Below are 12,688 nucleotides of genomic sequence, written 5' to 3'. Positions count from 1 at the left end.
ATATACGGGCAAGCTTATGGATTCGGGACGATTCTCAAGTCCACCCGTGATCGGCTGCACGACATGCGCCGACGCGTCATTTCAGCGCACCGCCTGCACGCTCGCCACCAGTGCCGCCTGCTCACTCCGGTCCAGCTTGATGTAACGTGGCGCCAGCAGGCCGGCCGGAAATCGGCGGCTTGCGCCCGGGGGCAGGCCGCCGATCCCCGGCCGGCCATTCATATCGATCGCCAGCGTCCAGCCAGAGTCGCTTTCGAACCGGAACCGAAGCGTATCGACCGACCGCTCGACCGGGCGGAACGCACCGGTGGTATAGGGCGCGCCGATCGTGATGTGGTCCAGCACGCGATCGTCGCGGAGCAGGACGAGGTGCAACTGCTCCTCGTAAGGCGTATCCTCGTCCAGCACGAGCAGCGCGTCGGTGCGGGATACGGTATATTGCGCAAGAAGGCAGGCGGCATCAAGGACGACCGGTTCGCCCCCGCCCCCATCCATCCGACGCACGACGATGCGGGGCGTCGGCGTGTGCCGATGCTCGACGATGTGATAGCGATCGGTCGGCGTCATCCCGGAAGGCTATGGATGCCGCATGGCCCGGTCAAACCGCACCCCGCTTCCCGTGCCCGTCATCCGGGTCTAAGCGGCGGATATGTATAGCCGCCTGCGTCGATTCCTGTCGGAGGAACGGTGGGACTTCGCCCCCCATGAGGTGCCGGTCATGCCGGGATCGCCGGGGTCGCCGGACCATCCGCACCCGCGCCGGATCGCCTATGGGCTGATCTCGGTGCTGCTCGGTCTGACCGCGGGGTTCGGCAATGCGCTGATCTCCGCCAACACCTATACGTTGCAGGGCGCACTGGGGCTCGATCCGGCGCAGATCGCGTGGTTGCCGACGGTCTATGTGATGACCAACGTGTCGATCAACCTCATCATGATCAAATTCCGGCAGCAGTTCGGCCTGCGCCCGTTCGCGATGATCTTCCTGTTCGTCTATGCGGTGCTGACGCTCGCGCACCTGTTCGTCCACGGTTTCGCCTCCGCGATCGCGGTGCGCGCCGCCAGCGGCATGGCGGGGGCGGCGGTATCCAGCCTCGCGCTCTATTACATGATGCAGGCGCTGCCCGCGAAATGGCGGCTGAAGGCGGTGGTGCTGGGGATCGGCGTGCCGCAATGCGCGACGCCGCTGGCGCGGCTGTTCTCACCCGAACTGCTGTCGATGTCGCAGTGGCGGACGCTGTACCTGTTCGAACTGGGGTTGGCGCTGTGCAGCCTGGCGGCGGTCGCGTGGCTGCGCCTGCCGCCGACCAACCGGCAAAAGGCGTTCGAGCCGCTCGATTTCGTCACCTTCATCCTGTTCGCCGGCGCGACCGCGCTGTTCGCCGCCGTGCTGGGGCTGGGGCGGATCGTGTGGTGGACGCAGGCGGCGTGGATCGGCTGGGCGCTGATCGCGGCGATCCCGATGCTGGCGGCGGCGCTGCTGATCGAGCATCATCGCGTCAACCCGCTGCTCAACACCCGCTGGCTGGGCAGCGCCGACATCGTCCGCTTCACGATCGTCACGATCATGGCGCGCATCGTGCTGTCGGAACAGACGTTCGCGGCGGTCGGGCTGCTGACGGTGCTGGGCCAGAACAACGACCAGCTGGTGCCGTTCTTCTCGATCATCTTCGTCGCCTCCGTGGTCGGCGTGGTGGCGAGCGCGGTGCTGCTGAACGTGCAGAAGCTGGCGCATCCGGTGATGCTGGCGATCGGGATCGTCGCGATCGCCGCCTTCGCCGATTCCCATTCCACCAGCCTGACGCGCGCGCCGCAGCTATATGTGACGCAGGCGCTGATCGCGTTTTCGGCGACGTTCTTCCTGGGGCCGTCGCTGCTGTTCGGGATGACGCGGGCGTTGCAGGCGGGCACCGGCCACATCATCAGTTTCATCGCGCTGTTCGGGATCATCAACGGCATCGGCGGTCTGGGCGGCACCGCGCTGCTCGGCACGTACCAGACGATCCGGGAGAAGGCGAACAGCGCCGCGATCGTCGAGCAGATCAGCGCCACCGATCCGATCGTCGCGCAGCGCATCCAGGCGGGCGGCGCGGCGGTGGCGCGGGTCGTCGGCGACCCCGCGCTGCGATCGGCGGAAGGCGCGGCGATCCTGTCGCAGACCGCGACGCGCGAGGCGAACATCCTCGCCTATGCCGATGTGTTCCGGCTGGTCGCGGTGCTGGCGGCGGCGACGTTCGGCTATCTGTTCTTCCTGCTGGCACGACGGGACTGGCGCGAACGGCGGGCGAAGACCATCTCGGGGACAGCATGACCGACACGCGTATTCCCGTATCACCCGGCCCGATCACCGAGGAACGGGCGGCCGAGGCGCCGCCCGCCGCCCCGGCTGCCCCGGCGGCGCCATCAGCCGGGCCACCCGCCGGATCGGGCTGGCGGCCGGGCCGGCCGAGCGCGACCGCGCTGGTGGTGATCCTGCTGGTCGCGGTGGCGGGCATCCTCGCGGTGCTGGCGGCGTGGCGGCTGCCGCCGTTCGTCACGCCCTATGAATCGACCGACAACGCCTATGTCCGGGGGCGCACCACCGTCATCAGCCCGCAGGTGTCGGGTTATGTCACCGCTGTGCTGGTCCGCGATTTCGCCGATGTGAAGGCGGGCGAGCCGCTGGTCCGGATCGACGACCGCATCTATCGCCAGCGGGTCGAACAGGCGCAGGCGCAGGTCGATGCGCAGGGGGCGACGCTGGCCAACGCCGCCCAGTCCAAACGCAGCCGCGCGGCGAATCTGGCGGCGCAGGATGCCGTCGTCGCCAATGCGGGCGCGCAGCTGATGCGCGCGCAGGCGGACATGAACCGGGTCAACGACCTCGTCACCGACGGATCGGTGTCGTTGCGCGAACGCGACCAGACGCTGGCGGCGCTGCGGCAGGCACAGGCCGGGGTGCGGCAGGCGAACGCCGCGCGCGAGATCGCCCGGCAGGACGTGCGCACCGTGATCGTCGGGCGCGGCGGACAGGTGGCGGGCGTATCGGGGGCGGAGGCGGCACGGCGGCTGGCGCAGATCGACCTCGCCAACACGCTGATCCGTGCGCCGGAGTCCGGGCGACTGAGCGAAGTGGGGGTGCGGCTGGGCCAGTATGTCACCGCCGGGTCGCAACTGATGTTCCTCGTCCCGCCCGAAACCTGGGTGATCGCCAATTTCAAGGAAGCGCAGACCGCGCGGATGGCGGTGGGCCAGCCCGCCAGTTTCACCGTCGACGGCCTTGCCGATGCGCGGCTGACCGGGCGGGTCGAGCGCCTGTCGCCCGCCGCCGGATCGGAGTTCGCGGTGCTGAAGGCGGACAACGCCACCGGCAATTTCACCAAGGTGCCGCAGCGGATCGCGGTGCGCATCCGCATCGATCCCGGCCAGCCGCTGATCGACCGGTTGCGACCGGGCATGTCGGTGCAGGCGCGGGTCGACACGTCCGGGGGGCCGCGCGTCCGGTGAGATACGCTGCCGTCCTGTTGATGACCGCCACGCTGGCGGGCTGCATCGGTCCGCGCCCCGCCCCGCCGGCGAGCGTGGCGGTGGTGCCGCCGCCGGCATGGCGCACCGCGCTGGGTACGGGCGCGCCGATCCGGGCGGACTGGTGGAACGCGTTCGGCGATCCGGTGCTGGCCGGGCTGGTCGCCCGCGCGCTCGCCAACAGTCCCGATCTGGGCAGTGCGGCGGCGCGGGTGGAGGAGGCGCGCGCCGCCGTCCGCCTCGCCCGGGCGCAACAGGCGCCGCTGGTCAGCGCGGGGGTGCCGCTGACCGACGGGCAGACGGTCAGCCCGCTCGGCCGGCCCAGCGATGCGATCGGCGTGCAGCCGCTGGTGCAGGCCAGCTACGATCTAGACCTGTTCGGCCGGCTGCGGCAGGCGAGCGCCGCCGCGCGCGCGCAGGCACTGGCGAGCGAGGGCGCGCGCGATACCGTGCGGCTCGCCATCGTAAGCGGCGTCGCGACCGGGTATATCACGCTGCGGTCGCTCGATCAGCGGCTGCGCGTCGCGCGCGATACGCTGGCGGCACGGGCGGAGGCGCTCAGGATCGCGCGGCGGCGCTCGACGACGGGGTACACCTCCAACCTCGAACTGCGGCAGGCGGAGGGGGAATATCACGCCGCCGAGCAACTGGTGCCACAGGCGCAACTGCTGGTGACGCGGCAGGAGAACGCGCTGTCGGTGCTGATCGGCGACGCGCCGGGGCCGATCGCGCGCGGCCTGCCGATCGACCGGCTGCTGGCCCCCGCGATCCCCGATGGCCTGCCCGCCGACCTGCTGCGCCGCCGGCCCGACCTGTTCCAGGCGGAACAGACGTTGGTCGCCACCGATCGCAGCCTGGACAGCGCACGCGCGGCGATGCTGCCGGGGGTGTCGCTGACCGGATCGGCGGGGGTGGTGCTGTCGACCGCGCTGGCGAACCCGATCGGCGTCTTCTCGGTCGGGGGCAGCATCCTGTCGCCGATCTTCGATGCGGGCCGCCTGCGCGCGCAGGCCGATGCCGCCGCCGCCCGCCGCGATGCCGCCGCCTTCGCCTATCGCCGCACCGCGCTGACCGCGTTCCGCGAGGTCGACGACAGCCTGGCCGGGGTGCTGCGATCGGGGCAGCAGGCCATCGCGCTGGCCGCGCAGCGCGCCGCGCTGGCCGGGGCGCTGCGCAACGCGTCCAATCGCTACCGTGCGGGATATTCGTCATACATCGACCAGCTCGATGCGCAACGCGGCCTGCTGACCGCCGAGCTGACGCTGATCCAGGCGCAGGCCGACCGGCTGAACGCCTATGTCACGCTGTATCAGGCGTTGGGTGGCGGCTGGTCGCGCGAGGATGTCGCCGTCACCACGCGGTAGGCGACCGTCCGACGACATACGATTGCGGCTTGCCTGGTTCCAACTCGTAGTACATATTCCCGGATATCGGAACGAAGCCCTGAAGGGGATCGTGATGTCGACCAAGGGGGGATGACGATGAAGGGCAAATTGTACGCCGTATTGATGGCAGGCGCGGCGATGGCGGCGGCCGCCCCGGCATCCGCACAGAGCCAGTCGACCGCGCCGGGCCTGCCCGCAACCTCGCAGACCGACCGGCCGCCGACGCCGGTGGCCGGCACCGATCCGCAGACCGATACCGCCCCGCCCGCCCAGATCGAGGCCGGCGTCGCCGCGCAGGCGGCGGGCGACGGGCCAGGCAACGGGGCGGGCGATGCCGACATCGTCGTGACCGGCATCCGCGCCAGCTACGCCAACGCGCTGCAGGCCAAGCGCAACGCGGTGGGCGTAACCGACGGCATCTCGTCGGACGGCATCGGCCGCTTCCCCGACCTGAACGTGGGCGAGGCGTTGCAGCGCGTGCCCGGCGTGCAGATCAACCGCGAGGCGGAAAGCCGCGACGCGACGATCAACCTGCGCGGCCTGCCCGGCACCTATGCGCGCACCACGCTGAACGGCAGCACCTTTGCGGACCCGGTGCTGGACGGGTCCAGCCCGCTCGGCGCGTTCGAATCGGACGTGTTCAGCGCGTTCCAGATCATCAAGTCGCCCTCCGCCGCCGACCAGCCGGGCGGGATAAGCGGCAATGTCGACCTCCAGATCCAGCGTGCGCTCGCCCGCAAGGACGGGGCGCTGACCGTCCGCCTGTCCGGCGCGTATGAGGAGCTGACCGAGAAGTTCAATCCGCAGGGGTCGCTGTCCTACTCGAAGCACTTCCTGAACGACACGCTGGGGCTGTATTTCGTCGGCGCCTATTCGAAACAGAATTTCCGCCGCGATTCGATCACCTTCGCACAATATACGCCGCTGTCGCGGACGACGACGCCGGATTATGTGGCGCGCTTCGGCGGCACCGGCAGCGCCAACGTGCTGTTCCCGTCCGACATCCGCCAGTTCGTGAAGACCAACAAGGGCGACCGCTTCACCATCGCCTCCGGCGCGGAATGGGCGGCGACGGACGAGCTGACCTTCGGGCTGAACGGCCTGTACACGCGCCGCGACTATAGCGACGCCAACACCGACATCATCGATTACGACATGCGCGATGCCAATACGGTGGTGAACCCCACCGGCGAGGTCTTCACGCTGCCCGACGGCAACCGCTACATCGACCGGTACGACTATCGCAACGCGCGGGTCTTCGCCTCGACCCGGGCGGAACCGTCGAAGATCAGGTCCTACGGCCTCTATGGCGATATCGGGTACAAGAACGAGGACTGGCGGTCGCTGACCACCTTCTCCTATTCCGATGCCAGCAACTCCGTCATCCAGACGCAGTTCGACTATCGCAAGCTGCCGAGCGCGGCGGGCAACGGCACCAGCGGGTCCGCCTATTCGGGCGGCACCAACATCGAGGATTTCCGCTTCCTGCTGAACCCCGCGTCCGCCGTCACCTTCACGCCGGGGCCGTTCGCGGTGCTCGACGCCAACCAGTTGCGCAACGCATCGGGTGACATCTTCATCGTCGCGGGCAGCGAGGGGATCGCCAAGAACCACCTCTATGCCGGGCAGAGCGACCTCGAACGCTATATCAACGCCGGGCCGCTCAAGAGCATCCAGATCGGCGCGCGGTTCGAGGCGACGGAGTTCGAATCGCAGCAATACCGTTCCACCGTGTTCGGGGTGCAGCAGCAGAACATCGCCCCCGGCCTGATCGTGCAGAGCCCGTTCGCGACCGACTTCTTCGGCGGCAAGGTCCCCGGTTACAGCACCAACTGGCAGACGCTGGATTTCGCGGCGGTCGATGCCGCGCTGAAACCGGTGACGCTGGCACCGGGGCAGTCGCTGACCGCCAACGGTTTCGTCAACAACACCGCCGACGGCGGCGTCGGCTCGCTGAACTTCAAGCTCTCCAACGATATCGCCTCGGGCTATGCGATGGCGAAGCTGGATACGATGGTGGCGGGGATCAACGTGCGCAGCAATATCGGCCTGCGCTACGAATATACCCGCCAGCAGACCGAATCGACGCAGTTGCTGCTCGGCCAGCCGGCGCGGGTCGAGCGGACCAGCGATTACGGCGAATGGCTGCCATCGGTGCTGATCGCCGCCGACCTGACCGACAAGCTGGTGCTGCGCGGCGCCTATTACCGGTCGTTCGTGCGGCCGCAGCCACGGCAGGTGTCGCCCTCCACCGTCATCAGCGGCGGCGGCACGCTGTTCAACGTCACGCTGGGCAATGTCGGCATCAAGCCGTTCAGCGCGGATTCGTTCGATGCGTCGGTCGAATTCTACAACCGGCCGGGCGGCGTCTTTTCCGCCGCCGCCTTCACCAAGCGCATTTCCGGCCTGATCGCGCCGATCACCGATCGCAGCCTGCTGTGCCCCGCCGATGGCGGTGGCTTCGGGCTGGGGCCGTTGCGCCTCGTCGGCGACAGTTGCCAGTCGACCACGCTCGTCTCGGCGGGACAGCCGGTGCAGGTGGTCGTCGGCGGCAACATCAACTCGCCCAACCCGATCACCGTTCGTGGCGTGGAACTGTCGGTACAGCAGAATTTCGACTGGCTGCCGGGTTTCCTGTCCGGGCTGGGCGGGCAGGTGAACTATTCGTTCACCGACGTGAAGGGCCGGGCCTCGAACGGGACGGAGGCGATCCTGCCCGGCGTGTCGAAGCACGTCGTCAACCTGATCGGCTATTACGAGACCAAGCTGTTCGGCGTGCGCGGCACCTATAACTATCGCAGCCAATACGATCTGGCGGCGGGCGGCACCTTTGCCGGCGCGGCGCGGCAGGTGAAGGCGCGTGGCCAGCTCGATGCGTCCGCCTCGCTCAACATTACCGAAAACGTCTCGCTGACCGCCGACGCGTTCAACCTGACCAACGCCAGGCGGATCGAGTTCGAGAACAACGAACGCAAGCCCCGCCGCGCGGATTTCGATGGCCGCACCTATCAGATCGGCGTGCGCTTCGCGCTGTAAGGAAAGCCCCCATGACCCTCCACCCCCTCCGCGTCGCCCTGCTCCTGTCGCTCGCCATTCCCGCTGCGGCGGGGGCGCAGCAACCGGCACGGGCGGGGGCCGCGGCAGCTACCCCCGAATTGTCGGCGATCGACCGGGTGTGGTCCGGACACAGCGCCCGGTTCGCGCTGGCGGTGACGGCGGCGCGGATCACCGTCGCCTATTACGACGCCAACCGGCAGTTGACGGTGGCGTCGCGATCGCGCGGGTCGGCGGCGTGGGTGTATCACAAGCTGGACAGCTGGCTGGGCTGGGACAGCCACAATTACATCGCGATGGCGGTGGATGCGGACGGGCAGGTCCATGTCTCCGCCAACATGCACGGCGATCCGCTGGTCTATTACCGCACCGCCGTGGCGGGCGACGTGCGGACGCTGACCCGCCAGCCGGTGATGGTCGAGACGCGGGTAGAGGGGAAGATGACCTATCCGATCTTCCTGCGCGATGGCGCCGGCCGCCTCGTCTACAAATATCGCGACGGCAGCAGCGGCAACGGCAACGAGATCTACAACGTCTACGATCCCGCCACCAGGACGTGGCGGCATCTGTTGCAGGTGCCGCTGACCGATGGCGAGGGGCAGCGGAACGCGTATTTCGTGGGGCCGGTGCTGGGGCCGGACAAGTATTTCCACATCGCCTGGGTCTGGCGCGAGACGCCGATGGCGGAGACCAACCACGACCTGTCCTATGCGCGCAGCCGCGATCTGGTGCATTGGGAGACGGCGGCGGGCAAGCCGCTGACGCTGCCGATCACGCTGAAGACCGCCGAGATCGTCGATCCGGTGCCGGTCGAGGGCGGGATGATCAACAACAACACCGTGATCGGCTTCGACCCCGCCGGCCGCGCGATGATTACCTTCCACAAGTTCGATGCCAAGGGGAACACGCAGATTTACGTCGCCCGCGCGGAGCCGAAGGGCTGGCGGATCGCGCAGGTCAGCGACTGGCAGGGGTTCCGCTGGGATTTCCGGGGCGGCGGCTCGCTGGAGAGCCGGTTGTTCGTGAAGGGGGCGGAGCCGGTCGGGCAGAACCGCATCCGCGTCAGCGTGATCCGCGACGGCAAGCCGATCGATTTCCTGCTGGATGCTGCGACGCTGAAACGCGTGTCGGAGACGCCGGGCAGCCTGCTGGCCGAGCGGCTGGCAGGCCGGTTCGCGGTGCCGGCGGGGATGACGCTGAACACGGTCGAGGATGTGGGCGGATCGGGGATCGCGCTCGCCTGGGCCACCCTGCCGCCGCACCGCGACCTGCCGGGCGAGGATATTCCCGATCCCACCGTGCTGCGACTGGTGATGCCGCGGTGACTCTCGGTATCGCACGCCCCCTCCCCTATCGCCGTTCGGCCTGAGCGAAGTCGAAGGCCCTGCGTCCGGCGCAGTGCTTCGACTTCGGTCAGCACGAACGGGGGGTTACCGCGCCGTCACCGCCGCCTGATCGACCGGCACCACCGGCAACCACACCCGGCTGGGCGTGGCGCCGCCGCGCTGGATCGTCACGGTCGCCTTTTTGTAATCCGCCTTCTTCGCGAGGAAGATGTTGGGGACGTAGGTCTGCGGATTGCGGTCGTAGAGCGGGAACTGGCTCGACTGCACCTGCACCATGATCCGGTGCCCCGGCTGGAAGACGTGGTTCACCGTCGGCAGCCGGAACTTGTATTCCTGCACCTTGTTCGCCGGGATCGCCGACGGCTTGGCGAAGCTATCGCGGTAACGGCCGCGGAAGATGTCCTGCGCGATCGCCAGCTGGTATCCGCCCATCTTGGGATCGGTCGCGTTCTCCGCCGGGTACACGTCGATCACCTTGACGATGAAATCGCCGTCGGTGCCGGTGGTGCGCGCGAACAGATCGGCGATCGGCGCGCCCGATACGCGGACCGGCGCGGTGAGGGCCGGCGTGCTGTAGGTCATCACGTCGGTGCGCCCGTCGACGCCGCGCTGGTCGCTGACCAGCCAGTCGCCCCAGCGACCGTCCTCGAAATTCACCGGGCGCGGCAAATGCGGCACCGGCTTCGCGGGATCGGAGACGTAGCTGTCACTGCCCGCCGCCGCCTTGTCGAACCCCAGGCTGCCGTCCGCGCCCAGATAGATCGGCGTCAGCGGCGCGGCGCAGCCCTGCGCGCACGCCAGCGGCCATGACGTGAACCGGTCCCAATGGTTCTCGCCGGTGTTGTAGATCGCCGCCGCCGGCAGGTTGGCGGGCGCGCCGTCGCGCAGATACTGGTCGAACAGCGGCATCACCATCTGTTCGCGGAACTGCTGCGCGGTGTCGCCATTCCACTGGAACGGCCCGAGCGACCGCCCCTCGCGGTTGATCTGGCTGTGCCGCCACGGCCCCATGACGAGGAAGTTGTTGCCCGTCTTCCCCTTGGCCTTCAGCGCCTCCCACGCGGTGATCGCGCCGTACATGTCCTCCTGATCCCACAGCCCCTGTTCCCAGATGGTGGGGACGTTGGACGGGTTGGCGGCGACCAGTTTGTCGAGCGCCTGCCCCTGCCAGAAGCCGTCATAGGCGGGATGGCTGACCATCCGCTGCCAATAGGGCAACTGGTCGTACCCCGATTTCTGCGCCCAGGCGCCGGCCGAGCCGACCTCGCGGAAATTCTCGTAATCGTCCCAGCCGCCGGTCGGCGGCGCGGCGCCCGCCCCCTTGTACCCGGTCTGCGACCCCAGCCACGCGATGTTGGCGAGGCGGAACGCGCCGTGATGGAACCAGTCGTCACCCATCCAGCCGTCGATCATCGGGCTTTCGGGCGCCGCCACCTTCAGCGCGGGATGCGGGTTCAGCAGCGCCATGACGACGGTGAAGCCTTCGTAGGACGACCCGATCATCCCGACCCGGCCGTTCGATTCGGGCAGGTTCGCCTTGTTCACCAGCCAGTCGATCGTGTCGTAGGCGTCGGTGACGTGATCGACCTTGGTCTGGTTGAGCGGGCCGATCACCGGGCGGGTGACGACGTAATCCCCCTCCGACCCGTATTTGCCGCGCACGTCCTGATAGACGCGGATATAGCCGCGCTTCACGAACATTTCGTCCGCCAGCGGCAGGGTGGCGAGCATCGACGAACTGTCGCTGCGGCTGGCGCGGCCCTTGGCGTTATAGGGGGTGCGGGTCAGCACGATCGGCGCGTTGGTCGCCCCCTTCGGCACGACGATGACGGTGTAGAGCTTCGTGCCGTCGCGCATCGGCACCATCATCACGCGCTTGTCGTAGTCGTTCTGCGTGGCGGGCGGCGTGAACTTCGCGGGCACGTCGCCACCGGCACCTTCGGCGCGGGCGGCGGCATCCTTGGGAGCCGGCCCCTGCTGGGCATAGACGGGGGAAAGGACGGGGGCGACGACCAGCGAAACGGCGGCGGCGCAGAGTAACGGCTTCATCATGCGGGCATGGCTTCCGGACGGAGACAGGACGGGCGCATCGTGGCGCGCCCGCGCCGCCGGATCAACCGCCTCGTTGCGGCGACGCGGCGCCCTGGCCCAGCCCGTGCGTCCCCGCCCAGACCGTGAACAGGTCGAGCCACCGCGACGCGGGCTTGCTGTCCGGCAGCGTCAGGCTGAACCCATGGCCGCCCTCGGCAAACAGATGCGTCTCCACCGGCACCTTCGCCGCCTTCAGCGCCGCCCGGAATTCCAGCGTGTTGCCGACATCGACGGCACCATCGTCCTCGGCATGGACCAGGAAGCAGGGCGGGGTTTGCGCGCCGACGTTCAGCGCGGTGGAATGGGCGCGTTCCAGGGTGGGCGACGCATCCTTGCCGATCAGCAGCGCGCGCGATCCGGCATGCGCCATCGGCAGCGTCATCGACTGCACCGCATAGATCGGCGCCGCGATCGCCGGTCGCGCGTCCAGCCGGTCGGCCGCGTCGACGGGCGCATAGGTCGGGGCCGCGAACCGCGTGGCGAGATCGCCGCACAGATGCCCGCCCGCCGAAAAGCCCAGCACCCCGACCCGTTCCGGCCGGATGCCGTAAGTGGCGGCGCGGGCGCGGATCAATCGCATCGCCCGCTGCGCATCCGACAGCGCGACGTCCGGCCCCGCCGCCCAGCCGTCCCCCGGCAGGCGATAGAGCAGCACGAACACCGTCCACCCCTGCGCCGCCAGCCGCCGCGCGACCGCATGGCCCTCATGATCCATCGCGATCAGCGAATAACCACCGCCGGGGATCACCAGCAGCGCCGATCCGTTGGCCCGCGCCGGCCGGAACACCAGCAGCCGTGGCCGCACGATCCCCGTGACGGTGCGGTTGTGGTATCCCGGCTCCCGGCTGCGTTCTTCGACCTTCTCGACCGGCGGGGTGGCCGGCATCCCCGGCGCGGCGCCGGGCCACAGCTCGATCGTCTCCACCGGGTCGGCGGGCGCGGCCCCGCCCCCGACCTTACCCTGCGCCAGAACCGGTGCGGCGAGACCGGCGGCAAGCGTGCCGAGAATGGCGTGGCGACGATCGATCATGGCGGGGATTCCGGCGGACGGGGACAGGGAAGCCGATGATTATCGCCGATAAACCGATCCGTCACCCCGGGCCTGTTCCGAGGTCCACCGTTCCCCTTGTTCAACATCCCTTGCTCTTGCGGCACCGTGGCCCCGGGAACGGGCCCGGGGTGACGGATCATGCCCGGTATCGCGCCCTGCCCTTCCCGGTTGCACGACCGGACGGGCCGTGCGAACCATGGGAAATATTCATGCCTTTCAACGCCCCCCCCGGAGATACTGTCTGTGAAGAAGCTGCTGCT

8 protein-coding genes are annotated in these 12,688 nt (G+C 68.8%); 5 read left to right on the top strand and 3 right to left on the bottom strand.

The features are described 5' to 3' along the window. Nucleotides 1–81 precede the first annotated feature (81 nt). The gene (locus ABD719_RS04040; RefSeq protein WP_344692104.1) at nucleotides 82–567 is read right to left on the bottom strand and encodes a hypothetical protein; all 486 of its coding nucleotides are present in this window, start codon (nucleotides 565–567) and stop codon (nucleotides 82–84) included. A gap of 82 nt (nucleotides 568–649) precedes the next feature. On the opposite strand from ABD719_RS04040, the gene ABD719_RS04035 reads away from it, so the two are divergent. The 5 genes from ABD719_RS04035 (at nucleotide 650) to ABD719_RS04015 (ending at nucleotide 9,265) form a co-directional block, all read left to right on the top strand. Then, nucleotides 650–2,308 carry an MFS transporter gene (locus ABD719_RS04035; protein WP_344692103.1) on the top strand — a complete coding sequence of 553 codons (1,659 nt, stop codon included), beginning with the start codon at nucleotides 650–652 and terminating at the stop codon, nucleotides 2,306–2,308. Next, a complete protein-coding gene (locus tag ABD719_RS04030) occupies nucleotides 2,305–3,483 on the top strand; it encodes an HlyD family secretion protein (protein WP_344692102.1) in 1,179 nt (392 codons plus the stop codon). Before ABD719_RS04035 ends, ABD719_RS04030 begins: the two co-directional genes overlap by 4 nt. Nucleotides 3,484–3,503: 20 nt before the next feature. Then, complete coding sequence (locus ABD719_RS04025; RefSeq protein WP_344692569.1) at nucleotides 3,504–4,865, top strand: efflux transporter outer membrane subunit; 1,362 nt, start codon at nucleotides 3,504–3,506, stop codon at nucleotides 4,863–4,865. Nucleotides 4,866–4,982: 117 nt separating this feature from the next. Then, nucleotides 4,983–7,922, top strand: a complete 2,940-nt coding sequence (locus ABD719_RS04020; RefSeq protein WP_344692101.1) for a TonB-dependent receptor — start codon at nucleotides 4,983–4,985, stop codon at nucleotides 7,920–7,922. Between the two features lie 11 nt (nucleotides 7,923–7,933). Beyond that, nucleotides 7,934–9,265, top strand: coding sequence for a BNR repeat-containing protein (locus tag ABD719_RS04015; RefSeq protein WP_344692100.1), 1,332 nt, complete (start codon nucleotides 7,934–7,936; stop codon nucleotides 9,263–9,265). Nucleotides 9,266–9,370: 105 nt separating this feature from the next. On the opposite strand, the gene ABD719_RS04010 is transcribed toward ABD719_RS04015, so the two are convergent. Together ABD719_RS04010 and ABD719_RS04005 are read right to left on the bottom strand one after the other, a co-directional pair. Continuing rightward, nucleotides 9,371–11,338 carry a CocE/NonD family hydrolase gene (locus ABD719_RS04010; RefSeq protein ID WP_344692099.1) on the bottom strand — a complete coding sequence of 656 codons (1,968 nt, stop codon included), beginning with the start codon at nucleotides 11,336–11,338 and terminating at the stop codon, nucleotides 9,371–9,373. A gap of 61 nt (nucleotides 11,339–11,399) precedes the next feature. Then, nucleotides 11,400–12,407: an alpha/beta hydrolase gene (locus ABD719_RS04005; RefSeq protein ID WP_344692098.1), complete on the bottom strand. Its 1,008-nt coding sequence runs from the start codon at nucleotides 12,405–12,407 to the stop codon at nucleotides 11,400–11,402. Nucleotides 12,408–12,688: the final 281 nt, after the last annotated feature.

The sequence above is a fragment of the Sphingomonas cynarae genome (assembly GCF_039537815.1).
GTDB classification, from domain to species: domain Bacteria; phylum Pseudomonadota; class Alphaproteobacteria; order Sphingomonadales; family Sphingomonadaceae; genus Sphingomonas; species Sphingomonas cynarae.
Note: the sequence above shows the minus strand (reverse complement) of the source record. Positions and strands in the feature narration are given on the sequence as shown.